General features: G+C 63.5%; 20 protein-coding genes. All 20 read left to right on the top strand.

Annotated features, from left to right (window positions below; all coding sequences use genetic code 11):
* The first annotated feature begins 371 nt into the window (after nucleotides 1-371).
* The 20 genes from rpmH to PVT67_RS18690 all read left to right on the top strand — a co-directional run bounded on the left by rpmH (nucleotide 372) and on the right by PVT67_RS18690 (nucleotide 23,453).
* Nucleotides 372-506, top strand: coding sequence for a 50S ribosomal protein L34 (gene rpmH / locus PVT67_RS18785; protein ID WP_008483580.1), 135 nt, complete (start codon nucleotides 372-374; stop codon nucleotides 504-506).
* Nucleotides 507-532: 26 nt separating this feature from the next.
* Nucleotides 533-892, top strand: coding sequence for a ribonuclease P protein component (gene rnpA, locus PVT67_RS18780; RefSeq protein ID WP_301496488.1), 360 nt, complete (start codon nucleotides 533-535; stop codon nucleotides 890-892).
* Nucleotides 856-1,107 (top strand): membrane protein insertion efficiency factor YidD, encoded by a 252-nt coding sequence (yidD, locus tag PVT67_RS18775; protein WP_301496486.1) that lies wholly within the window; start codon nucleotides 856-858, stop codon nucleotides 1,105-1,107. The genes rnpA and yidD overlap by 37 nt, the downstream gene beginning before the upstream one ends.
* Before the next feature lie 3 nt (nucleotides 1,108-1,110).
* Nucleotides 1,111-2,712 (top strand): membrane protein insertase YidC, encoded by a 1,602-nt coding sequence (gene yidC / locus PVT67_RS18770; protein ID WP_301496484.1) that lies wholly within the window; start codon nucleotides 1,111-1,113, stop codon nucleotides 2,710-2,712.
* 43 nt (nucleotides 2,713-2,755) lie between these two features.
* Nucleotides 2,756-4,102 (top strand): tRNA uridine-5-carboxymethylaminomethyl(34) synthesis GTPase MnmE, encoded by a 1,347-nt coding sequence (gene mnmE, locus PVT67_RS18765; protein WP_301496482.1) that lies wholly within the window; start codon nucleotides 2,756-2,758, stop codon nucleotides 4,100-4,102.
* Nucleotides 4,103-4,249: 147 nt separating this feature from the next.
* Complete coding sequence (locus PVT67_RS18760) at nucleotides 4,250-4,450, top strand: DUF1656 domain-containing protein (RefSeq protein WP_301496480.1); 201 nt, start codon at nucleotides 4,250-4,252, stop codon at nucleotides 4,448-4,450.
* A 7-nt stretch (nucleotides 4,451-4,457) separates the two neighbouring features.
* Nucleotides 4,458-5,330, top strand: coding sequence for an efflux RND transporter periplasmic adaptor subunit (locus PVT67_RS18755; protein ID WP_301496478.1), 873 nt, complete (start codon nucleotides 4,458-4,460; stop codon nucleotides 5,328-5,330).
* A 1-nt stretch (nucleotide 5,331) separates the two neighbouring features.
* On the top strand, nucleotides 5,332-7,389 hold the full coding sequence (locus PVT67_RS18750) for an FUSC family protein (protein ID WP_301496475.1): 2,058 nt from the start codon (nucleotides 5,332-5,334) through the stop codon (nucleotides 7,387-7,389).
* Between the two features lie 88 nt (nucleotides 7,390-7,477).
* A complete protein-coding gene (gene gspE, locus PVT67_RS18745) occupies nucleotides 7,478-9,190 on the top strand; it encodes a type II secretion system ATPase GspE (protein WP_301496473.1) in 1,713 nt (570 codons plus the stop codon).
* 1 nt (nucleotide 9,191) lies between these two features.
* Nucleotides 9,192-10,403 carry a type II secretion system F family protein gene (locus PVT67_RS18740; RefSeq protein WP_301496470.1) on the top strand — a complete coding sequence of 404 codons (1,212 nt, stop codon included), beginning with the start codon at nucleotides 9,192-9,194 and terminating at the stop codon, nucleotides 10,401-10,403.
* Nucleotides 10,404-10,412: 9 nt separating this feature from the next.
* Nucleotides 10,413-10,841, top strand: coding sequence for a type II secretion system major pseudopilin GspG (gspG, locus tag PVT67_RS18735; RefSeq protein ID WP_301496468.1), 429 nt, complete (start codon nucleotides 10,413-10,415; stop codon nucleotides 10,839-10,841).
* 1 nt (nucleotide 10,842) lies between these two features.
* Nucleotides 10,843-11,259 carry a prepilin-type N-terminal cleavage/methylation domain-containing protein gene (locus tag PVT67_RS18730; protein ID WP_301496465.1) on the top strand — a complete coding sequence of 139 codons (417 nt, stop codon included), beginning with the start codon at nucleotides 10,843-10,845 and terminating at the stop codon, nucleotides 11,257-11,259.
* The gene (locus PVT67_RS18725) at nucleotides 11,249-11,629 is read left to right on the top strand and encodes a type IV pilus modification PilV family protein (protein WP_301496463.1); all 381 of its coding nucleotides are present in this window, start codon (nucleotides 11,249-11,251) and stop codon (nucleotides 11,627-11,629) included. Before PVT67_RS18730 ends, PVT67_RS18725 begins: the two co-directional genes overlap by 11 nt.
* A complete protein-coding gene (locus PVT67_RS18720; protein ID WP_301496460.1) occupies nucleotides 11,626-12,267 on the top strand; it encodes a prepilin-type N-terminal cleavage/methylation domain-containing protein in 642 nt (213 codons plus the stop codon). Before PVT67_RS18725 ends, PVT67_RS18720 begins: the two co-directional genes overlap by 4 nt.
* The gene (locus PVT67_RS18715) at nucleotides 12,245-13,168 is read left to right on the top strand and encodes a type II secretion system minor pseudopilin (RefSeq protein WP_301496458.1); all 924 of its coding nucleotides are present in this window, start codon (nucleotides 12,245-12,247) and stop codon (nucleotides 13,166-13,168) included. The genes PVT67_RS18720 and PVT67_RS18715 overlap by 23 nt, the downstream gene beginning before the upstream one ends.
* Nucleotides 13,165-14,232 (top strand): PilN domain-containing protein, encoded by a 1,068-nt coding sequence (locus PVT67_RS18710; protein WP_301496456.1) that lies wholly within the window; start codon nucleotides 13,165-13,167, stop codon nucleotides 14,230-14,232. Before PVT67_RS18715 ends, PVT67_RS18710 begins: the two co-directional genes overlap by 4 nt.
* Complete coding sequence (gene gspM / locus PVT67_RS18705; RefSeq protein WP_301496454.1) at nucleotides 14,229-14,828, top strand: type II secretion system protein GspM; 600 nt, start codon at nucleotides 14,229-14,231, stop codon at nucleotides 14,826-14,828. Before PVT67_RS18710 ends, gspM begins: the two co-directional genes overlap by 4 nt.
* Nucleotides 14,825-15,268 carry a hypothetical protein gene (locus PVT67_RS18700; protein WP_301496452.1) on the top strand — a complete coding sequence of 148 codons (444 nt, stop codon included), beginning with the start codon at nucleotides 14,825-14,827 and terminating at the stop codon, nucleotides 15,266-15,268. The genes gspM and PVT67_RS18700 overlap by 4 nt, the downstream gene beginning before the upstream one ends.
* A gap of 9 nt (nucleotides 15,269-15,277) precedes the next feature.
* A complete protein-coding gene (gene gspD, locus PVT67_RS18695) occupies nucleotides 15,278-17,428 on the top strand; it encodes a type II secretion system secretin GspD (protein ID WP_301496450.1) in 2,151 nt (716 codons plus the stop codon).
* A gap of 460 nt (nucleotides 17,429-17,888) precedes the next feature.
* Nucleotides 17,889-23,453, top strand: coding sequence for an MSCRAMM family protein (locus PVT67_RS18690; RefSeq protein ID WP_301496448.1), 5,565 nt, complete (start codon nucleotides 17,889-17,891; stop codon nucleotides 23,451-23,453).
* Nucleotides 23,454-23,478: the final 25 nt, after the last annotated feature.

Here is a 23,478-nt window from a genome sequence, read left to right as displayed (position 1 = left end):
GCTGACACTCTCCGAATAAAAGTCCGTTATTGTAACTGTTGTGCCGGCCGATCCCCAGGGTCCAAACAGCGAAAGAGCGTCATCCCGGGCGGCTGGCCCAGGGTCGTTCACTACAGGGATCAGGATTACGGCAGGTCGGACATTGTTGACCACCAGGGCCCCCGAGATCAACAAGGATCATCAGGATCGTTACATTGATCTCAGACTGATCTAGAATGCTCGCCACTGCGTCTTTGGCCCTGTGCATATTTGACGCAGCTGTGCCGGCTCTGTATAATTCGGCCTCTTTTTGTGGGCATTCCACAGTGGTAGCAGGGGCGTCAGCCGCTCCAATGCCAAGTGGTATTAACGACTGACCGACGGAAATAACTATGCAACGTACTTTTCAACCCAGCGTAATCAAGCGCAAGCGTGACCACGGTTTCCGTGCTCGCATGGCAACCAAAAACGGCCGCAAGGTACTGGCTCGTCGCCGTGCCAAAGGTCGCGCTCGCCTGTCTGCCTAATTCACTTGAGTGCCTCGCACGAACAAGTGTCCAAGCTGACATATAGCCGGGAGTTACGTCTGCTAACTCCCGCGCATTTTCAAAGGGTTTTCGACAACCCTGTCCGCGCCTCCTCCCCCGAAGTCACCCTTTTAGCCCGTACCAACGACCTGGGTCATGCCAGATTGGGGCTGACAATTGCCCGTAAACAGGTTAAAAAAGCGACTTCCCGGAATCGCCTGAAAAGGCTGTCCAGGGAATACCTACGTCATCGTCAGGCGACCCTGCCGGACGCGGATGTCATCGTCATCGTCAAGAAGCCCGCCCAGTTCCTGGAAAACAGTGACTACGTGGCTTTGCTGGACAGACTATGGAAACTCTTGGCAAAGCGCTTGGCGCATGCCTGATCCTGCCCATCAGGCTCTACCAGCTGTTGCTCAGCCCCCTGCTGGGGCCGACCTGCCGCTTCACGCCCACTTGTTCCCATTACGCCATTGAGGCGATCCGGCGCCATGGCCCTTTCAAGGGCAGTTGGTTGGCGGGGCGCAGAATACTAAAATGCCACCCTCTTCATCCCGGTGGTCCCGATCCGGTTCCCGAACGCAAAACAAGAGAACGCTAACTCATGGAATCCCAACGCTCCCTGTTGTTCTTCGGTTTGCTGGCAGTCAGCTATCTGCTGTTCTCCGCCTGGCAGGACGACAAGGCACCCAAGCCGGCCCCCGCCGCCGTTACCCAGTCGGTACCGGCCGGTGACGCCACCCTGCCCGCTTCGAACGACCTGCCCCAGGCAGCACAAAGCCAGGCCAACCAGGCGCAATTGATCAGCTTCGGCAACGACGTCCTGAGCTTGAGCGTCGACACCCGCGGCGGCGACATCGTCAGCGCCAAGCTGGACAAATTTGCCAAGGAACTGGGTGGCGAGGAGCGTTTCGCCCTGCTGACCCGTGAGCCGGGCTTCGACTACGTGGCCATGAGCGGCCTGATCGGCACCGATGGCTCCGACACCAAAGGCCGCCCCGTCTACAGCGCCAAGGGCCCCGTGGCCCTGGCCGACGGCAGCCAGCAGCTGGAGCTGGACTACAGCGCCAACGGCGTCAGCTATAAGAAATTCCTGACCCTGGCCCCAGGCAAGTATGTGGTCAACACCCGCTTCGAGGTGCAGAACGGCACCGACAAGCCCCTGTCCGTACAGCTGTTCGGCCAGCTCAAGCGCACCAACCATGAGCCTGAAGGCCACATGGTGGCTCACTCCTACACCGGCGCCGTCTACTCCACCGACGACGAGTCCTACGAGAAGTATTCCTTCGACAAGATCAAGGAACACGACCTCGCCAAGGAAACCGGCACCGGCTGGGTGGCCATGCTGCAGCACTACTTCGTCTCCGCCTGGGCCCCCAAAATGGACGGCACCAAGCTGGACGTCTATAGCCTGCAAAGCGGTGACCAGGCCATCATCGGCATCAAGAGCCAGCCGGTGGCCGTGGCCGCCCATGGCGAGGCCAGCCTGAGCGCCGACCTCTACGTGGGCCCCAAAGACCAGGACGCCCTGGCCCAGGCGGCCCCCAAGCTGGAGAAGACCGTCGACTACGGCTTCCTCTGGTTCATCAGTGAGTTCCTGTTCTGGCTGCTCAAGCTGCTGCACGGCGTCGTCCACAACTGGGGCTTTGCCATCATACTGCTGACCCTGCTGGTGCGCGGCGCCATGTTCCCGCTGACCAAGGCCCAGTTCACCTCCATGGCCAAGATGCGCAACCTGCAGCCGAAGATCGCCGCCCTCAAGGAGCGTTTCGGCGACGACCGCCAGCGCATGTCCCAGGGCATGATGGAGCTGTACAAGAAGGAAGGGGTCAACCCCCTGGGCGGCTGCTTCCCGCTGCTGCTGCAGATGCCGATCTTCATGGCCCTCTACTATGTGCTGCAGGAGTCCGTCGAGCTGCGCCAGGCGCCCTTCATGCTGTGGATCCATGACCTGTCCACCAAGGACCCCTTCTTCGTGCTGCCGCTGCTGTTCGTGGCCTCCATGTGGTTCTCCCAGCGCCTGAACCCCTCGACCATCACCGACCCCATGCAGCAGAAGGTGATGCAGTTCATGCCGATCATGATGGGCGTCTTCTTCGCCTTCTTCCCGGCCGGCCTGGTGCTGTACTGGACGGTGAGCAACCTGGTGTCCATCACCCAGCAGCTCATCATCTACAAGGGCCTGGAAAAGAAAGGCCTGAAGTGAGAAAAAGGGCGGCGCTAGCCGCCCTTTTTGTAAGGAGCATTCCATGTCAGAGACCATAGCGGCCATCGCCACCGCCACGGGCCGGGGCGGTGTCGGCATCATCCGCGTCTCAGGGCCCAAGGCCGCCGCCGTGGCCGAGGCCCGCCTGGGCCTGGTGCCTAAGGCCCGCTACGCCCAGTACGGGGATTTCCAGGACCAGGACGGCCAGGTACTGGACCAGGGCATAGCCCTCTACTTCCCCGGCCCCAACAGCTTCACCGGCGAAGACGTGCTGGAACTGCAGGGCCACGGCGGCCCGGTGATCCTGGACCTGCTGCTGAAAGCGGTCTTGGCCGTGCCCGGGGTACGGATGGCCAAGCCCGGCGAGTTCTCAGAGCGGGCCTTCCTCAACGACAAGCTGGACCTGGCCCAGGCCGAGGCCATAGCGGACCTCATCGAGGCCAGCTCGGAGCAGGCCGCCCGCAGCGCCGTCCATTCGTTGCAGGGGGAATTCTCCAAGCGCATCCAGGGCCTGGTGGAAGCCCTTATCCACCTGCGCATCTACGTCGAGGCGGCCATCGACTTCCCCGAGGAGGAGATAGACTTCCTCTCCGACGGCAAGGTGGCCGGGGACCTGGCCGCCATCCGTGACGACCTCGCCGCCGTCAAGGCCAGCGCCCGCCAGGGCAGCCTGCTGCGCGACGGCATGCGGGTGGTGATCGCCGGCCGCCCCAACGCCGGCAAGTCCAGCCTGCTCAACGCCCTGGCCGGCCGGGAAGCGGCCATCGTCACCGACATCGCCGGTACCACCCGCGACGTGCTGCGCGAGCACATCCATATCGACGGCATGCCGCTGCACATCATCGATACCGCCGGCCTGCGCGACACAGGTGACGCCGTGGAGAAGATCGGCATAGAGCGGGCCTGGGCCGAGATAGAACAGGCCGACCGGGTGCTGTTCATGGTCGACGCCACCGACACCCAGGCCACGGATCCCCATGATATCTGGCCGGATTTTGTTGATCGGCTACCGAAATCCCTGGGCGTCACTGTGGTGCGCAACAAAGTGGAGCTGACCGGCGAGCAGCCGGGGCTGATCGGCGGCATAGTGCGGCTCTCCGCCAAGACAGGGGCCGGGGTGGAAGCCCTGCGCGACCACCTAAAAGCGCTGATGGGCTTCGAAGGGGCCACCGAAGGCAGCTTCCTGGCCCGCCGCCGCCACTTGGAGGCCCTGGACAAGGCCCAGCACCACCTGGACATCGGCGAGCAGCAGCTGCACGGCTTCAACGCCGGCGAGATCCTGGCCGAGGAGCTGCGCCTGGCCCAGCAGGCGCTCAGCGAGATCACCGGCGAGTTCAGTTCGGACGACCTGCTGGGGCGCATCTTCTCCAGCTTCTGCATCGGCAAATGAACAAAGGCCACCTGCGGGTGGCCTTTTTCTTGCCCCCTTGCGGCCAAGGCCAGGAAATATGCCACCAGGGGCCAACGCCGTTGAGGTAAGCCACTTCAAGGCGGGCTAAGATAGGGGCGCCGGCTCACTTCCACTCCTGCGACAGCCATGCTTCATGAATTGGCCTTCGGTGGCCTCCTGTTCAGCCCCCTGCTGGTGTTCGTCCTGGCGGCCCTGGTGCTCACCCTGGCCAGCCGGCTGCTGCTCCAGGCCCTGTCCCTGCACAAGTGGATCTGGAAGGACGCCTGGTTCGATCTGTCACTCTTCGTCTGTTACATGGCCCTGGTCATCCGGGTCCTGGGAGATTAGGCCCCCTATGCGACTGCTGCTCCGCATCACCTTCACCCTGCTGCTGATGGCCGGCGCCGTGCTGGCCGGTATCTGGGTCTGGAACCATTACCTCTACTCCCCCTGGACCCGGGACGGCCGGGTGCGGGCAGAAGTGGTGACCATAGCCCCGGACGTCTCCGGCTGGGTCACCCAGTTGGCGGTCAAGGACAACCAGGCCGTCCATAAAGGCGACCTGCTGTTCACCATCGACGATACCCGCTACAAGGCGGATATCGCCCAGGCAGAGGCCCAACTCGAGCACCAGCGCTACGCTTGGGAGCTGGCCAAGCACCAGTACGAGCGGCGCAAGCAGCTGGGGGGGCGCTCCGCCATCAGTGACGAGGATCTGGAGACCTACCGCATCAATACCGAGCTGGCAGCGGCCAGCGTCGAGCAGGCCCAGTCCCAGTTGGATATCGACCGCATCAACCTGGAACGCACCGAGATCCGGGCGACGGACGACGGCACCCTCATCAACCTGGGGCTGCGTAAAGGCAACTACGTCAACAAGGGCACCCCTGTGCTGTCCCTGGTGAAGAAGGGGTCCTTCTATGTCACCGGCTACTTCGAAGAGACCAAGCTGCAGCTGGTCCACGTGGGCCAGAAGGCGACGGTCAAGCTGATGAGCGGCGCCCCGGCCTTGACCGGCCAGGTGGTCAGCATCGCCAGCGGCATCGCCGACAGCAACACCACAGGCAACAACCAGCTGCTGCCCCAGGTGCAGCAGACCTTCAACTGGGTGCGGCTGGCCCAGCGCATACCGGTGGACATCAAGCTGGACCCCTTGCCTGAAGGCGTGGTGCTGAGCGCCGGCATGACCGCCTCCATCAGCCTGGTGCCGGACCAACCGGCCCCCTGAGATGCAGCTGAACCCGGTCCTGGCGCAGTTCCTGACCCCCGACAAGCGGACCCTCACCTTTGCCGCCAAGGGGGTCATCGCCATGGCCCTCTCCCTCTACCTGGCCATGTACATGGACCTGGAGCGGCCCTACTGGGCCCTGGTGTCCGCCGTCTTCCTGCAGATGCGCCCGGAAAGCGGCCTGGTGATCGAGAAGGGCATCTGCCAGATCCTCGGCACCCTGGCCGGCGGCGCGGCCGGCATCGCCATACTGGCCGGGCTGATGCCCTACCCGGATCTGGCCGTCGCCTGCCTGGCGCTCTGGGTCGGCGTCAACGCCGCCGCCTCCACCATGGTCCATCGCCTCAACTTCATCTACGGCTTCGCCATGGCCGGCATGACCGCCAGCCTGATCGTGGTGCTGGTGATGGCCAACGCCACCACCGCCGACAGCCAGGCGGTGTTCCAGGTGGCCACGGCGCGGATGAGCGAGATCATGGTAGGAGCCGTCTGCGCCACCCTGGTCAGCCTGCTGTTCTGGCCGGTGCGGGTCAAAGGGGTGCTGCGCGACCATGCCCGCAACGTCATCAACCAGATGCTGGCCTACCTGGACCTGGAGCTGGACCCCCAGGGGGAGCGCGGCAACCGCCACCAGCATGCCGACGCCGTGCTGGCCTCCCTCATCAACCTGAGTGACGACGCCAGCGCCGTGATCTACGAGGGCCTGGAAGGGCGGCGACGGGCCAGGGCGGCGGACCTGCTCTGCAACAAGGTGCTGTCCCTGCTGGCGGTCATCCAGATCTTCGGCCGCTTCCGCCGCAACCACCCCGAGCTGCTCAACGCCGACCTCCATGCCCTGCTGGACAAGCTGCGCCAAGGCTTCCAGGCCATGGCCGCTACCCCCTCCTACAGCCAGGCCTATAAACAGGCCCAGCAGCTGCGCCGCGAACTGCTGCACTACCGGGCCAGCCACGTGGCGGAGCTGCCCATACAGGCGCGGCTGGTGCAGACCGCCATGGAACTGGTGGGGGACCTGACGTTGGTGCTCAAAGCCTACGACGCCCTGGAGAACAGCGACAAGACGCTGCTCAAGATCCCCAGCCTCGGCAGCTACCGCGATCCCTTGGTGGGGGCCATCACAGGCCTGCGCTCGGCCCTGGTGTTTTTGATCGGCGCCGGCATCTGGATAGGTACCGCCTCCCCTTCGGCGGTGATGCTGATGATATTGCCGCTGACCTTCTCGGTGATGTTCGCCCGGCTGCCGTCCCCCACCTATGTGCTGGGCCGGCTTCTGCTGGGGGTACTGGTGGCGGTGCCGGTGGCGCTCTTCTTCGTGCTGGGGCTGTTGGCCCAGAGCAGCGGCGACTTCGAGGTGCTGATCCTGGTGCTGGCCGGCCCCTTCTTCCTCGGCCTGATGGCCCTGGCCAACCAGCGCACCCTGCCCTACGGCCTCGGCTTCTGCATCCCCTTCATCATCCTCACCCAGCCCGGCAACCAGATGCGCTTCGCCGTGGACCAGACGTTGAGCACGGCCCTGGCCATCTTCGTGGGCATGAGCATCCTCTACTGGGTCTTCAAGCTGATCACGGCCCCCGACAGCCTGCTGATGCAGAAACGGCTGATCCGCCTCACCGCCAGGGACCTGGCCGAGATAGGGGAACACCGCAACGCCGAGCACTGGTTCAACGGCCGCATGGGCGACCGCCTGATGCGCCTGTCCGGCTACGAGCAAGGCAACCCCTCCGGGCAGCGGCAGATGACGGACCTGGGCCTGACCGGCCTCAACCTGGGCCACGTCTCGTTGCGGCTACGCCGCCAGCTGGAGGGCAATGCCGACCCCAGGGTCAGGGCATTGCTCAGGCAGTGGCAGCGGGTGCTGGCCGACGCTTACCTGCTGGCGGCCAAGGGCCAGCTGTCGGGGCGTTTTCGCCGCAGCAGCGCCCTGCTGCTGGCGGCGGTGCGCAAATCCGGCAAGAGCGGCCCCCAGCTGGAACTTATCGAAGGCATGATGGAACGCCTGGCCCTGACCTTCGACCGCCTGGCCCCGGCCATGGCCGCCTGGGCAAAAAAGGCCGGCTGAACTTCGGGCGCCTGGCCCTGTGGCGGAAATAACTTCAACTATCCTTGGAGTTACGTTTCAGCCTCTGGACTCGGCGAAGAAGGTCTTCATGACGCCCATACCGGCAGCCAGATGGGAAGAGGAGCTGGCCAACGCACTGCTGCAACAGGGAAGCCTGAGTAACGCCGATCTGGCCAAGGTCAGGCGCATGCGCCAGGAGCAGGGTGGCCACGAGCCCCTGCACCGGCTGCTGGTCCGTCTGGGGATGGTCTCGGAAAAGGACATGGCCGGCCAGCTGGCCGGCCTGCTTGACCTGCCGAAGATTGAAGCCGACGCCTACCCCGACAGCCCCCTCTTCCCCGAAGCCCTGCCCCAGCGCTTCCTCAAGGAATACCACCTGCTGCCCCAGCGCCAGGAAGAGGACATCCTCTACCTGGTGATGGCCGACCCCTTGGACGGCTATGCCCTCAACGCCGTCAAGCTGGCCACCAGCCTCAACTGCCGCCCCCTGGTGGGGGTGCCGTCTGACATCGACGCCGCCATAGAGCGGCTGCACGGCCAGGGCCAGAGCGCCATGGGGGACATCCTCGACCAGGTCAGCGCCGGCGACGAGGTGGCCGACGAGGATGTGGAACAGCTCAAGGATCTGGCCTCGGAAGCCCCGGTGATCCGGCTGGTGAACCTGCTGTTCCAGAAGGCGGTGGAGCGGCGCGCCTCCGACATCCACATCGAGCCCTTCGAGAACCGCCTCAATGTCCGTTACCGTATCGACGGCGTGCTGCAGCAGACAGAGGCGCCGCCGGTGCGGATGACGGCGGCGGTGATCTCCCGCATCAAGATCATGGCCAGGCTCAACATCGCCGAGCGGCGCCTACCCCAGGACGGTCGTATCAAGCTGCGCAGCCAGGGCCAGGAGCTGGACGTGCGGGTCTCGACGGTGCCGACCCTGCACGGCGAATCGGTGGTGATGCGCCTGCTCAACAAGGCCAGCCTGGTGCTGGACTTCCAGGCCCTGGGGGTCAGCCCCGACTGCCTGGCCCGCCTGGAAAAGGTGCTGGCGATGCCGGACGGCATGCTGATGGTCACGGGCCCCACGGGGTCGGGCAAGAGCACCACCCTCTATACGGCGCTGAGCCGCCTCAACACCGACCAGCGCAAGCTGATCACCGTCGAAGATCCGGTGGAATACCAACTGGAGGGGGTCAACCAGATCCAGGTCAAGCCGGACATAGGCCTGAGCTTCGCCAACGCCCTGCGCGCCATAGTGCGCCAGGACCCGGACGTGATCATGGTGGGGGAGATGCGTGACCTGGAGACGGCCCGCATCTGCGTGCAGTCGGCCCTGACCGGCCACCTGGTGCTGTCCACCCTGCACACCAACGACGCCGCCGGCTCCGTCACCCGGCTGCTGGAGATGGGGGTGGAAGACTACCTGCTCACCTCCACCCTCAACGCCGTCATCGGCCAGCGGCTGGTGCGGCTGCTCTGCCCCCACTGCAAGGAAGGCTTCGCCCCCCTGCCGGAGCTGGTGCGAGAGCTGGGCCTGGACAAGCTCCACCCCGGCGGCCCGCTGCGCCTCTACCGGGCCCACGGCTGCGACGCCTGTGACGGCAGCGGCTACCAGGGGCGCATTGCCATCATGGAGCTGCTGGTGATGAGCGACGCCATCAAGGCCTTGGTGCTACGCCATGCCGATGCCGGCGCGATCCTCAAGCAGGCCAGGAGCGAGGGCATGCGCACCATGTTCGAGGACGGCTGCCTCAAGGCCATGGCGGGCCTGACCAGCCCCGAGGAGGTTCTGCGGGTGACGCAGGAGTCATGAGATGGCCAGATACCGTTACAGGGCCGTCACCCGGGACGGCGACCTCAAACAAGGAGAACTGGAAGGCAGCGACCCCCAGGCCGTGATCCGCAGCCTGCAAAGCCAGGAGCTGATCCCCCTGGAGGTCCTGGACGCCAACGCCAAGCGTGGCCTCAATCTCAACCTCAGCCTGGGCCGCGGCGGTGTCGGCCATCGCCAGGTGCTGGCCTTTACCCAGGATCTGGCCGCCCTGCTGCAGGCCGGTATCGCCCTGGACAGGGCCCTGGCCATCATGGGCCGGGTGGGCCAGGACCAGGCCCTGGAGCAGCTGGTGGCCGCCATCCGTGAAGGGATCCAGAAGGGCCAAGCACTGTCCCTGGTGCTGGCCGAGCAGGGCTGCTTCAGCCCCTTCTACATCAACATGATCCAGGCCGCCGAAACGGCGGGCAGCCTGGCCCAGGGCCTCAACGACCTCGCCTATTACCTGGAACGCAGCCAGGCCTTGCGGGAGCGCACCCTCTCCGCCCTCATTTATCCCCTGATCCTGCTGACGGTGGCCGGCATCTCGCTGCTGATCATCCTCACCTACGTGGTGCCCCAGTTCGAACAGCTCTTCTCCGACATGGGCCAGGCCCTGCCCCTGCCTACCCGGGTGGTGATAGGCACCGCCACCTTCCTCAAGAGCTACGGCCTGGTGCTGGCGGCCGTGCTGCTGGCCCTGGCCGCCTGGTGGCGCCGCCGCCTGGCCCAGCCGGAAAAACGCCTGGCCTGGGACGGCTGGCTGCTGCGGCTACCGCTGCTGGGCATGGTGGTCAAGAAGCTGGAGATGGCCCGTTTCAGCCGCAGCCTGGGCACCCTGATGAAAGGGGGCGTACCCCTGCTCAGCGCCCTGGGCATAGCCCGCGAAACCCTGGTCAACCAGGTGCTGGCCCAGGCCATCAAGACCACCACCCTGGGCCTCAAGGAGGGCAAGCGGCTGGCCGAGCCCCTACTGGCCACAGGCCTGTTCCCGCCCCTGGCCATGCAGATGATCCAGGTGGGGGAAGAGACGGGCCAACTGGACGACATGCTGCTCAAGGTGGCCAACGTCTATGACCGGGAGGTGGAAACGGCCATAACCCGGCTGCTGGCGGTGATGGAACCGCTGCTTATCGTCGGCCTGGGGGTCCTTATCGCCGCCATCATCATCTCGATCCTGATGGCCATCCTCAGCATCAACCAACTCCCGCTCTAAGGAGGCGCCATGACCAAGAAAAACCCGCCCCGCCGCCGCGGCTTCACCCTGCTGGAACTGCTGGTGGTGCTGGTGATACTGGGGCTGCTGGCCAGCCTGGTCGGCCCACAGGTGCTCAAGCAGCTGAGCGGCTCCAAGACCAAGACGGCGGCGCTGCAGATCAACGAACTGCGCTCGGCGGTGGAGCTGTTCCGCCTGGAAGTGGGCCGTTACCCCAGCAACAACGAGGGCCTCCAGGCCCTGGTGGAGCGGCCCCCCGGGGCCACTGACTGGAACGGCCCCTACCTCACCAAGAAAGTGCTGCGCAAGGACCCCTGGGGCAACGACTACCACTACCGCTTCCCCGGCGAGCACGGCGACTTCGACATCTGGTCCCTCGGCGCCGACAACAAAGAAGGGGGCGACGGCGAGAACCAGGACGTGGTGAGCTGGGAATAAGATGGCGGCCAAGGGCTTTACGTTGCTGGAAATGATGCTGGTGCTGGTGATTGCCGCCCTGCTGGTCAGCCTGGTGGCCCCCCGCTTCGGCGCCCTCCTGCCTAGCCTGACGTTGCAGGGAGAGGCCCGCACCACGGCGGCATTGCTGCGCAAGCTGCGCAGCGACGCCCTCAGCCAGAGCAGGCCCCTTTCCCTGAAATTGTCCGAGGACGGCACCACCCTGCTGTTGCCACCGGATCTTGGGGACCGCCAGCTGCCCCAGGGCATCACGGCCCTCCTGGGAGGCGGCCTCAAGAGCCTGGATTTTTTCGCCGACGGCACGGCCCGCGGCGGCGACCTGCTGCTCAGCTCCAAGGCCGGCCACCTGCGGGTGCACCTGGACTGGCTTACCGCCGAGGTCAGCATCCATGACCAATAGCCGGGGCTTCTCGCTGCTGGAGGTGCTGGTGGCCTTCGTGATCCTGGCCATGGCCCTGGGGGTGTTGCTGCAGATCTTCACCCTGGCCACCCGCGGCCACCATAGCGCCCAACAGCTGCAGCAGGCCATGGTGCTGGCCGAATCCAAGATGGCCGAGCTGATGGCGGCGCCTGTGCTCCAACGCGGCCACCAGCAGGGCCGGCTGGAAGGGGACTTCCGCTGGGAGGCCGATACCCAGCCCTACCGGCTGCCCTCTGACTTCCGCCGCGCCGACAGCAGGGTGGAACCCATGCTGCTGGAGGTCACCATCAGCTGGGGCAAGGACAGGCACTTCATGCTCAGCACCCTGGTGCTGGGGAGCGGCGCATGAGCAAAGGCTTCACCCTTATCGAGCTGCTGATCGCCCTGACCCTGACGGCTTTACTGGCCACCTTGATGGGCGGCGGCCTGGAGCTGGCCACCGGCACCTGGCAGCGGCTGGGCAAGAGCGGCCAGCAAGCGGAGCGGGCCCTGATGGTGCAGATCACGCTGCGCCGCCTCCTCGAACAGCTCAGCACCCAGATGGTGCTCAGCCAGGACGTGGGTTTGCCCGGCCTGAGGGGCGACAGCCAGCACCTGTTGTTCCTGGCCCCTGGCCTGCCCCAGCTCGGCAAGGACAAAGAGCTCTACTGGTATCGATTGGGCATGGTGGAGGACGAAGACCAGACCACCAGCCTGACCCTCTGCCTCAGCCCCTGGCTGGCGGATGAGCAGGTGGACTGGCCCATATTGGAGCAGCGGCTGCTGAGCGGCGGCGACTGCCACGCCTTGAGCTCGCAGGTGACAGGCCTGGAGCTGGAATACCTCAAGGTGGACCAGCGCAGCGAGCGCTGGCAAAGCCTCTGGGAAAACGAGGCCAAGCTGCCGGCCCTGCTGCGGCTGCATTTCGAGACCGGCAAGCCGACCCTGTGGCCGGATCTGCTGGTGCTGCCCATGAGTCACGCCTATGAAATCAAAAGCAGCTACTGACCAGGGCGGCATAGCCCTCGTCGCCGTGCTCTGGCTGCTGGCCCTGCTCAGCCTGATGGCAACAGTGCTGGCCGGCACCAGCCGGGAACAGGGTCTGCAGGCCCGCTACCTGGCCGAGGACGCCAGGGGCCGCAAGGCAGCAGAGGGCGCCATCCGCCTGGCCGGCTTCAACCTGGGCCTGCCCGCCAACCAACGCCCCTGGCTGGCGGATGGCGGACTCCACCAACTGGATATCGACGGCATCCAGGTCAGCCTCGCTATCGAGGACGAGCGGGGCAAGCTGGATCTCAACGCCATCAACGAGGAACTGCTGACCAACCTGCTGCTGGCGGCCGGGGTCGACAAGGACCAAGTGCCGGCCCTGACCGACGCCATCCTCGACTGGCGGGACCCGGACGACCTCAAGCGGCTGCATGGCGCCGAAGAAGCCGACTACCTGGCGGCGGGGCGCGACGCCGGGCCCGCCAACGCCCCCTTCGACGATGTGGACCAGCTCCAGCAGGTGCTGGGCATGACGGACGCGATCTACCAGAAGCTGGCGCCTGTGCTTACCGTCAAGAACCACCGCCTGGGGGTCATGCCCCTCTATGCGCCTAGGCTGGTACTGATGGCCCTGCCGGGCGCCAGCGCCGACCTGGTGGACGGCTACATCCAGGAAAGGCGCCAAAACCAGGAGAACGGCCTGCCGCCGCCCCCCTTTCCCTTGAGCGGCCCCCTGACCAGCGGAGGCGGCATAGGACTGAACTACACTATCCATACCGACGCCAGGGTGTCAGACCACACCCACACCAGGCTCACTGCCGAGGTCCAAAAGCGCAGCGGCCTGGCCGACGCCCCCCTGGTGGTAGTGCGCATCCAGCGCTCGGCAGCCAACCCAGAGGGCTACGAGGAGTCGCCATGACCATGGCCAAGGGCCAGCTCGACACAACAGCACGACTGGGGGACCTCAAGGGCAGTTGGGGCAGGTTCTGGCATTGGTGGCGCGGCCAGCTATCCTCCCTGTTGCCAGAGGCTTGGCGCCGCACTTTTTCCACCAGCAAGGCACCTGTGCTGCTGAGCTACCAGCAGGGCCACCTCCATCTGGTCAGCGCCAACGGCGAGATCCCCCTGGACGACGACAGCCGCCCCCTGCCCGCCGCCACCCTCCAACAACTGGAACGCCAGGCCAACAAGGCAGAGGTGATGCTGCTGTTGCCCGCCGACCGGATGCTGCGCAAGACCCTGTCCCTGCCCCTGGCCACAGAGCCGCGCCTGGCCGACGTGCTGGGTTTCGAGATGAACCGCCACACCCCCTTCCAAGGCGACCAGGTCTACTTCGGCTTCAGGGTCAAATCCCGAGACAATCAGGCCGGCATGCTCAGCCTGGACCTGCTGGTGGCCACCCGCCAGCTGCTGGACCCGCTGCTGGACAAGCTCAAGACCCTGGGGCTGGCCCCGGGCAGGGTGAGCCTGGACAGCCCGGACCAGCCCCCCATGATCCTGCTAGGCACCAGGACCGCCCGGCAGGGCCGCCGCCTGGGCCTGCTTTGGCTGCTGCCGTTGGCGCTGGTACTGGGCCTGCTCTGGCTCAAGCACCGCCATATCGCCAGCCTGGAGGCCGAACTGGCCGTACCCCAGGCCGCCGCCGAAAAAGCCATGGCCGCCAAACAGCAGATCCGCCTGCTCACCGAGGGCAGCCAGATCCTGCTGACCCGCAAAGGCCAGGACATTCCCATGCTGATGGTGTTGGACGAATTGACCCGGCTGCTGCCGGACCAGACCTGGCTGACCCGGTTGGAGCTGCAAAAGGGGCAGCTCTCCATCCAGGGTGAATCCAGCAACGCCTCTGCCCTGATCGGGCTCTTGGACGCCTCCCCCTTATTCGAAAACGTCAGCTTCGCCTCCCCCGTGACCCTCAACTCCCGCACCCAGAAGGAACGGTTCGTGATCAGCGCCCAGCTCAGCCAGCAGGGGAAGGCGCCATGAACTTCAGCGCCCGCCAGCAGCAGCTGCTGGCCCTGGCCATACTGGTGCTGGCGCTGTGGGGGCTCTGGCAATGGCTGCTGGTGCCGCTCCTCGGGCTCTGGCAGCAATACGGCGATACCGAGCAGACCTTGGTAACAAGGCTCGACAAGTACCGCCAGCTGGCCACCCAGGAAGCCCAGCTGCAACAACAGCTGGCCGAACTGCAGCGCACCAACCCCACCGCCGATCTCTACCTGCCGGAAAGCAAGGCCGCCCTGGCGGCGGCCAGGCTGCAACAGCTGATATCCAAGGCGGTGGAAAGCAACGGCGGCCAACTGATCAGCACCCAGCCCCGCCTTGACCTGGCCCAACCGGCCAACAGCGCCGATCCTGCCTCTGTCACCGTGGCCGTCTACCTCAAGGCCGACACCGCCGAACTGGTGAAGCTGCTCTATAATTTGGAATCATCCAAGCCACTGCTGTTCCTGGAAAATCTGGTGATCATCGCCAATCCAAACCGCATTGTCGGCAATCCCAACCTCGGCGCCAGGCAGAGCGTGCCGCCCCTGGATGTCCGCTTCCAGGTCACAGGTTACCTGAGTAAGGAACAGCCATGAGCCCTGTTCCCCTCTGGTGGCTGCTTCCCTTGCTGGCCCAGGCCGATGTCCCGGCCTTCCCGCCTTTGGAACAGTTCCAGGGCATCATCGACAGGCCCCTTTTCAATCCCAGCCGCCGGCCAGAAGTCGGCGAAGACAGCGGCGACGCCCAGGCCCTCAAACAGCAGTGGGCCCTCACCGGCGTCGTGCTCCAGGGGGACGTACCCCTGGCCCTGCTGTCGTCCCAAACGGATGATCGCCGCCTCACCCTCTCCCCCGGCATGCCGCTGGACCAGAACTGGCAGGTCGAAGAGATCTTGCCGGACAGGGTGAAGTTTCGTTCTGGAACCAAGGTTGCCGAACTGGAGCTGGGTGCAACCAAGCCCAAAGGCAATAAGGCAGTACCTAGGCCAACCAACCGGCGTGACAACGCCAAAAAACCTGAAAAGAAACAAGAATAGGGGGTCACCATGACTTGCAATAGCACCCCGAAACAGCTGCTTGTCGTACTGCTTGGCAGCCTGTTGCTGTCCTGTGCCTGGTCGCCCGGCGGCGAAGACGCCGCCGACAACCCCTGGCGCAGCAGCGATAAAACCCAACCCCAGCCCGCCCACAAGAAGAGCCTCTATGACCAGGCCAAGATGGAAAGCCGCGAAAACGGCACCGTCAACCTGGCCAAGCCTCAGCAGACGGTGCCCAACGAAGAGATCTACCGCGGCACCGGTGCCTTCGTGAACCTGGCGCCCGGCCCCAGCAAGCAAGGTGGCACGGCCGAGGGTGACGTCACCCTCAACTTCCAGGGCACCGACATAGGGGAAGTGGTCAAGACGGTGCTGGGCGACATTCTGCACCAGAATTACAGCGTGGACCCGGCCGTGCAGGGCACCGTCAACCTGCAGACCAGCAAGCCCATCAGCAAGGACGCCTTGGTGCCGACCCTGGAGGCCTTGCTCAAGGCCAACGGCGCCGCCCTGCTCCAGACCAATGGCCTTTACCGGGTGGTACCGGCCGACGGCGTGGCAGCCGGCCTGGCCCCCAAGCTGAAGCTGTCGGCCGACCGGGGCTACCAGATGATGGTGGTGCCGCTGCGCTACATCGCCGCCAAGGAGATGGTCAAACTGCTGGACCCCATCAAACCCCGCCAGGGAGTGGTGCAACCCGATGAGCGTCGCAACCTGTTGATCCTGGCCGGCACCCAGGCCGATCTGGTCAACCTGACCGACACCATCAAGCTGTTCGACGTGGACCAGCTGCAAGGCATGTCGGTAGGACTGTTCCGGCTGCAGTCGGTGGAGCCGTCGGTCATCACCTCCGAGCTTGAGGCCATCTTCGGCGACGCGGCAGAAGGGCCCCTGGCCGGCATGGTGCGCTTCTTGCCCATAGAAAGGCTCAACGCCCTGCTGGTGATCACGCCCCAGGAGAAATACGTCAAGGACGCCAGGACCTGGATAGAGCGGCTGGACAGGGCCGAGAACCCCAGGGGCCTGAACATGTACGTCTACTACGTGCAGAACGGCAAGGCCCAGAACCTGGCCGACATGCTCAGCAACCTCTTCGAAGGCCAGCGCCGCAACCAGCGTAACAAGCCCAAAGCCACCGAGACCATGGCCACACCCAGCCCGGCCAGCACCGGGGCCGACACCAAGGAAGCCAGCAAACCAAAGATGCCGGCTTCCACTCCGGCGGCCATGGATGCCTCCAACCTGGATGTGGGCGAGGTCAGTATCATCGCCGACGACGAGACCAATGCCCTGCTGGTGATGGCCACCCCGGCTGACTATGAGAAGGTCAGCAAGGCCATCCAGAAGCTGGACGTGCTGCCGCTGCAGGTGCTGGTGGAAGCCACCATAGTGGAGGTCACCCTGGAAGACGATCTGCGCTACGGCCTGCAATGGTACTTCACCAACAAGCTGGGCCAGGGCCGCACCGGCCGGGGCAGCCTGGGCAGCCTGCCGATCCAGAGCCCCACCGACTTTGCGGCCAGTGCCAGCTACGAGGTGTTCAGCGCCGCCGGCACCAAGGCCCTGCTCAGCACCCTGGCGTCTGATTCCAAGGTCAACGTGGTGTCCTCCCCCACCCTGATGGTGCTGGACAACCACACCGCCACCATCCGCGTCGGTGACCAGGTGCCAGTACGCACCTCCCAGACCACCAATACCTCCTCGGATCTCGGCAATATCACCAGCACCATCCAATTCAAGGATACGGGGGTCATGCTGGAGGTCACTCCCAGAGTCAACGCCGGCGGCATGGTGGTGCTGGACATCACCCAGGAAGTGAACGACGTGGCCAAGACCACCACCTCCGACATCGACAGCCCCACCATCACCCAGAGGCGTATCGCCACCTCGGTGGCAGTACAGAGCGGCGAAACCCTGGTGCTGGGCGGCCTCATACGCGACAACAAGACCCAAGACAGCGACGGTGTACCTGGACTGCGCCACATCCCCATACTGGGCTGGCTGTTCGGCTCCAAGGGCACCAGCAGCAAGCGCACCGAGCTGGTGGTGATGATCACCCCCACCGCCGTCGCCGACAAGGACGACGCCAGGGAGGTCACAGACGAGTACCGCCGTAAGCTCAAAGGCGTGGATTTCAAATCCCTGGGCAGCAGTTACTGAGCTGATCCTGTAGACACGAAAAAAGGCACTGTTAAAGCAGATTAACAGTGCCTTTTCATTTCTATTCAATGGCTTACTGAAAAGTATCCAAAAAGTTGTATCGATCCTCTAACAGTTTCAGCCTTCCCCTCGGCAAAAAAACCATAAAACACTTCAATTTCATAAGCTTAAAAACTGGGCATGGAGCTTGCCTCTTATAGGCCGGTACCGGCTTAGCCGGGTACGGCAATTCGAGAGCCGACCGAGCCCCATGAGGGGCGACGTCCATGTCGAATGTACACAACCGTCCCAAAGGGGTCTGTGCTGCCCAACCGTTGGCACCGGATGCAGCCCAGGCCTGGAGAGGGACTCATGGCCCCTGGGCAAAACCCGGGGCCACAGGAGGTGGCACATGCAAAGTTCCATTTCATCATCAAGATGGCTGACAACGGGACGAATAGCCAGATTTCTACTGGCCCTGTTGCTCGCCATCTGGGGGAATCTGGCCCTGGCGGCCGACCCCGATGGCGTCTCCTTCACGCAGGAGGGCTGTAACCTCGATCACGGTGGCACCATATCCATGGGCCCCGCCGGGGTGCCCATCTGTAGTGATACGGGATATACCACTGGTAACCTGGGCAAGAGCTGGAGCGAGCTGGACCTGGTCCCGCACCGCCTGACCGCCAAGACAGGCCCAAACGACCCATCCCAAACCTACAAGATCCGCATCGGCGGTGACCATGGCCTCAACGGCTACGTAGGTTGGGACGTCATCACCACGCCCTATATCAATACCGCCAAGTCGGACGCCAGCTGCCAGCTGGTTTCGGCCCAGCCCTTTGAGATAGACGCCGGCATCATCGGCGGTGTGGACGACACCATCAACATGCTCCTGGAGATCCACCAAGAACCCAACACCACCTGCGTCTTCGACTATACGCAGCGGTTGGCCCTGGGGGCTCACCTCTACTCGGGCTCTTCCTTGCAGTCCCAGTTGATGAAGGAAAACTTCGACAGCATAGGGCAGCGCACCATCTCCTTGCCGGTGGCCGAGATAGCCCCGCAGGAAATCAGCAAGACCATGGACGCGACCCAGGACTCCCAGAACGTCTGGGCCGTCATGAAGGAAGCCAACCCGGCCATGCTGCACTTCGGCGACACCTGCCAACTGGGTGAAGAGGAATTCAGCAAGACCACCCAGATCACCGTGAGCTGGAAAATAGCCCAAGTGATACCTGGCATGGTCAAGGTCATGACGGAGGTCAAGGCCACCAACCCCTCTACACGCGACATATTGGTGCAGGTCACCGACAAGATCTACGGCGATACAGGGGGTGGAGACAGCCTGCTGGATACGGCGACAGGTAACCAGGTTCTGGTACCAGCTGGTGCCATGGTCGTGGTGCTGGAACATGAATATGACGCCCCTGCTGGCGTCACTGGCCTGCATGACGTGGCTACCGCCACTTATATAGACCAGATCACCAATGTCCCAGTCCCCGGCAACACCACAGCCGAAGCCTCTGCCACCATACAGGAAGGCACCCGCAAGAACGCCTTTGCCACCATCACCGACGACGAGGTGATCAGCGGCACAGGCCTGACCTTCTCCGTTGACTCCTTCAGCGGCGCAAGCGGCAGCTTCCAAAACGGCTATATTGCTGGCGACAAGACCACAGGCCCTGTGACCTGGGTTTCCGACAAGCAGCATGACGACGGATCCGTCACCTTCAACAAGACCGTTTACCTGGATGAGCCCAGGCGGACCAACGGTACCTTGAGCGACACCGCCTACCTGCTGGGTTCGGATGGCTTTACCGACCAGGACAGCGCCACAGTCACCATCGACAGTGATGCCTACGTTGACCTGACCATCAACAAGTCCATCAGCGAAGACATACTGCAAGGAGGAGAAACTGCGACCTTCAACTTCGATGTCAACGGCCAACCTGCATCCATCACCCTGAACGCAGGCGAGACCAGCGGCTCCACCACAGTGCACAACCTGGATCCCGGCCACTTCGATGTGACTGAGTCCCTGACAAGCGGCTTTACCCCTGTCAGCGCACTGAAGTCCACTGACATCAACCTGCCCAACTGTGCCGGCAGCGTCGACTTCTCCAACAACGTCGACAAGGCCAAGGCACAAGTGGTGAAAGTCACAGTGCCGACCGGTTATGAAGACGGCTGGCAGTTCCACCTGAGTGGCCCCAACGTCAGCGAAGACGGTACCACCGCGGGTGGCGTGGTGAACTTCAGCGCAGACCTCGGCGAAGGCCAATACACCATTACCGAGACCCAACAGGACGGCTTTGATCTGACCGGCGTGACCCCGCCCGCAGGCGGTGCCGGCGACATCAACGCCAAGACCTGCACCTTCTCGGTCAACCTGCCTGGTGATGCCAACCAGACCTTCAGCTGTTCCTTCGAGAACACCAAGCACGGGAAGCTCATCGTTCGCAAGGTGGCCACCAGCCCAGCTGGCGTTCCCTTCGTATCGACCGACTTCAACTTCAGCGGTGACGAAGGCAGCTTCACCTTGACACCCACAGGCTACGATGCGGCAGGCCAGGCCGAGACCTCTTTCGATGTCAAACCCGGCAGCTACGTCGTAGGCGAAAACCTGGCATTGCCTACCGGCTGGTCTCTGGACAGCGTCGTCTGTGACGACAACAACAGCTCCGGTGACAAGGCCAGTGGCCAAGCCCTGTACAACGTCGAAGCGGGTGAAACCGTGACCTGTACCTTCACCAACCTGCGCAGGCAGGAACCTGGGCAAGTGATCATCGTCAAGCACACCATCGGCGGTACCGACAGCTTCGGCTACAGCTCCACCGGTGGCGCCAGCATCAACCCCACATTCAGCATCGATACCACTGCGGCCAACCCCAACAGCATCACTTTCAACAACGTGACTGCCGGGGTCTACACCGTGACCGAGGACGATCCCTTGATTAAGGGCTACGACCTCATCGACCTGCAATGTGATGACCCCAAAGGCGGTGTCAACAATGTGCCGACGTCGGTTGACCTGAACAACCGAATCGCCACCATCAGCGTGGACGACGGAGAAACCGTCACTTGTACCTTCACCAACCGCAAGCGTGGCCAGATCATCCTGGTCAAGAACACCGTTGGTGGTGACGGTACCTTCACCTTCAACCACAGCATCGCTGGCCTGGACAGCAGCCTGACTACTTCCGGCAACACTGCCCAGGATGCCTCAGACCCGCTGGTCCCCGGCACCTACAGCATCAGCGAAAACGTGCCCGCTGGTTGGGACCTCACCGGCAGTTCCTGTGACGACGGCTCCGCTCCTGGCGCCATCGACCTGCAGGCGGGTGAGACTGTGACTTGTACCTTCACCAACACCAAACGTGGCCAGATCATCCTGGTCAAGAACACCGTTGGTGGTGACGGTACCTTCACCTTCAACCACAGCATCGCTGGCCTGGACAGCAGCCTGACTACCTCCGGCAACACTGCCCAGGATGCCTCAGACCCCTTGGTCCCCGGCATCTACAGCATCAGCGAAAACGTACCCGCTGGTTGGGATCTCACCGGCAGTTCCTGTGACGACGGCTCCGCTCCTGGCGCCATCGACCTGCAGGCGGGTGAGACTGTGACTTGTACCTTCACCAACACCAAACGTGGCCAGATCATCCTGGTCAAGAACACCGTTGGTGGTGACGGTACCTTCACCTTCAACCACAGCATCGCTGGCCTGGACAGCAGCCTGACTACCTCCGGCAACACTGCCCAGGATGCCTCAGACCCCTTGGTCCCCGGCATCTACAGCATCAGCGAAAACGTGCCCGCTGGTTGGGACCTCACCGGCAGTTCCTGTGACGACGGCTCCGCTCCTGGCGCCATCGACCTGCAGGCGGGTGAGACTGTGACTTGTACCTTCACCAACACCAAACGTGGCCAGATCATCCTGGTCAAAAACACCGTTGGTGGTGACGGTACCTTCACCTTCAACCACAGCATCGCTGGCCTGGACAGCAGCCTGACTACCTCCGGCAACACTGCCCAGGATGCCTCAGACCCCTTGGTCCCCGGCATCTACAGCATCAGCGAAAACGTACCCGCAGGCTGGAAGCTGACAGGCAGCTCCTGTGATGACGGCTCCGCACCCGGCGCCATCGACCTGCAGGCGGGTGAGACTGTGACCTGTACCTTCACCAACACCAAGAACGGCAAGCTGATCGTTCAGAAGGTGGCCACCAGCCCAGCTGGCGTTCCCTTCGTATCGACCGACTTCAACTTCAATGGTGACGAAGGCAACTTCACCCTCACTCCCACTGGTTATGATGCAGCTGGCCTGGCAGAGACCTCATTCGATGTCGAACCTGGCAGCTACGTCGTAGGCGAAAACCTGGCACTGCCTACCGGCTGGTCTTTGGACAGCGTCGTCTGTGACGACAACAACAGCTCCGGTGACAAGGCCAGTGGCCAAGCCCTGTACAACGTCGAAGCGGGTGAAACCGTGACCTGTACCTTCACCAACCTGCGCAGGCAGGAACCGGGGACAGTGATCATCGTCAAGCACTCCATCGGCGGTACCGACAGCTTCGGCTACAGCTCTACCGGTGGTGCCAGCATTGCTCCCACATTCAGCCTCGATACCACCTCGCTGAACCCCAACAGCATCACCTTCAACAACGTGACTGCCGGGGTCTACAGCGTGACCGAGGACGATCCCCTGCTTAAGGGCTACGACCTCATCGACCTGCAATGTGATGACCCCAAAGGCGGTGTCAACAATGTCCCGACCTCGGTTGACTTGAACAACCGAGTCGCCACCATCAGCGTGGACGACGGTGAAACCGTCACCTGTACCTTCACCAACCGCAAACGCGGCAAGATCATCATCGTCAAGGATGCTGACCCGACCGATACCGGGCAGTCCTTCGAATTTGCCAGCAGTTACCAGGCAAACTTCTTCCTGATGCATGGTCAAAGCAACGAGTCCGGTTGGCTGGTACCTGGCAGTTACAACGTCAGTGAACTGACCCCCGACGGTTGGGATCTCAGCGGTGCCGAATGTGATGACGGCTCGCCCGTCAGCAACATCGACCTGAACAATGGTGAGGTCGTCACCTGCACCTTCTACAACGTGCAGCGTGGCATGGCGGATGTGGTCAAGACCGTCAGCGGCCAACCCCTGGCCAACGGTGACCAGTACACCTTCGAGATCCGTTTGGGCGACGGCACAGGCGCAGCCATTGCCACCGCCACCGCCACAGGGCCCCAGGCCTTGGGTGAAGCAGTCGACTTCAGCTGCTCCGGCAGCAGCAGTTACTGCGTGGACGTCAATGGCATGGCCAAGCTGCGGATCTACGACAACGGGACTACGCCCGTCACTTACGCCTTCTGCGAAACCAACATGCTGCCCGGCTGGAGCAACAACAGCCTGGACGGCGATACCTGGTTCGTACCGGGCGGCGGTGACCCGAACGTTGATAACTCAACCGAGTGCATCAACTTCACCTTGAGCCCCGGTGAAACCAGGCACTTCCATATCGATGACGTACCGCCTCCCGGAGGCTCAGCACGGACCATCGGCTACTGGAAGAACTGGACATCCTGTGACGGCAGAGGCCATCAAGAAGCGGTGCTGGACGAAAACCTGCCCATCACCCTCTGGTCTGGCTTCGTCATCGGCGACGCCGACCCGACCATCCCGGATCCCGACTGTGCCGTGGCTGTCGACCTGCTCGACAAGCGTGACATAGCCGACCCGACCCTGGTCAGAGATGGCAAGAAAAAAGCCGGTGACCCGGCCTACGGCCTGGCCGCCCAGTACGTGGGCTACCTGCTGAACGTCAATGCCGGTGCAGGCAGCTGCCCCGCCGTCACCGACGCCGCAGTACAAGCAGCCGCCCTGCTGGCAGAGATCGGGTTCAACGGCACCGGCGACTACCTGGTCAAACCCAAGGGCAAGAATGCCGGTGGCAGCGCCTACACACCTGAGCGTGCGGCGCTGGCAAACCAGTTGGCCGGTATCTTCGACTCTTACAACAACAACCTGCTCTGCCCCTGAGAAGGCATGAGCCAATAAAAAACGG

It is taken from the genome of Gallaecimonas kandeliae (assembly GCF_030450055.1).
GTDB lineage: Bacteria > Pseudomonadota > Gammaproteobacteria > Enterobacterales > Gallaecimonadaceae > Gallaecimonas > Gallaecimonas kandeliae.
The sequence above is the reverse complement of the archived record's forward strand: the minus strand, read 5'-3'. Positions and strand labels throughout refer to the sequence as shown.

Excerpts from the sequence above, each read along its gene's own strand:
- rpmH (WP_008483580.1), top strand. The coding sequence starts at position 372 with ATGCAACGTACTTTTCAACCCAGCGTAATCAAGCGCAAGCGTGACCAC.
- yidD (WP_301496486.1), top strand. The coding sequence starts at position 856 with ATGGAAACTCTTGGCAAAGCGCTTGGCGCATGCCTGATCCTGCCCATC.
- yidC (WP_301496484.1), top strand. The coding sequence starts at position 1,111 with ATGGAATCCCAACGCTCCCTGTTGTTCTTCGGTTTGCTGGCAGTCAGC.
- mnmE (WP_301496482.1), top strand. The coding sequence starts at position 2,756 with ATGTCAGAGACCATAGCGGCCATCGCCACCGCCACGGGCCGGGGCGGT.
- PVT67_RS18760 (WP_301496480.1), top strand. The coding sequence starts at position 4,250 with ATGCTTCATGAATTGGCCTTCGGTGGCCTCCTGTTCAGCCCCCTGCTG.
- PVT67_RS18755 (WP_301496478.1), top strand. The coding sequence starts at position 4,458 with ATGCGACTGCTGCTCCGCATCACCTTCACCCTGCTGCTGATGGCCGGC.
- PVT67_RS18750 (WP_301496475.1), top strand. The coding sequence starts at position 5,332 with ATGCAGCTGAACCCGGTCCTGGCGCAGTTCCTGACCCCCGACAAGCGG.
- gspE (WP_301496473.1), top strand. The coding sequence starts at position 7,478 with ATGACGCCCATACCGGCAGCCAGATGGGAAGAGGAGCTGGCCAACGCA.
- PVT67_RS18740 (WP_301496470.1), top strand. The coding sequence starts at position 9,192 with ATGGCCAGATACCGTTACAGGGCCGTCACCCGGGACGGCGACCTCAAA.
- gspG (WP_301496468.1), top strand. The coding sequence starts at position 10,413 with ATGACCAAGAAAAACCCGCCCCGCCGCCGCGGCTTCACCCTGCTGGAA.
- PVT67_RS18730 (WP_301496465.1), top strand. The coding sequence starts at position 10,843 with ATGGCGGCCAAGGGCTTTACGTTGCTGGAAATGATGCTGGTGCTGGTG.
- PVT67_RS18725 (WP_301496463.1), top strand. The coding sequence starts at position 11,249 with ATGACCAATAGCCGGGGCTTCTCGCTGCTGGAGGTGCTGGTGGCCTTC.
- PVT67_RS18720 (WP_301496460.1), top strand. The coding sequence starts at position 11,626 with ATGAGCAAAGGCTTCACCCTTATCGAGCTGCTGATCGCCCTGACCCTG.
- PVT67_RS18715 (WP_301496458.1), top strand. The coding sequence starts at position 12,245 with ATGAAATCAAAAGCAGCTACTGACCAGGGCGGCATAGCCCTCGTCGCC.
- PVT67_RS18710 (WP_301496456.1), top strand. The coding sequence starts at position 13,165 with ATGACCATGGCCAAGGGCCAGCTCGACACAACAGCACGACTGGGGGAC.
- gspM (WP_301496454.1), top strand. The coding sequence starts at position 14,229 with ATGAACTTCAGCGCCCGCCAGCAGCAGCTGCTGGCCCTGGCCATACTG.
- PVT67_RS18700 (WP_301496452.1), top strand. The coding sequence starts at position 14,825 with ATGAGCCCTGTTCCCCTCTGGTGGCTGCTTCCCTTGCTGGCCCAGGCC.
- gspD (WP_301496450.1), top strand. The coding sequence starts at position 15,278 with ATGACTTGCAATAGCACCCCGAAACAGCTGCTTGTCGTACTGCTTGGC.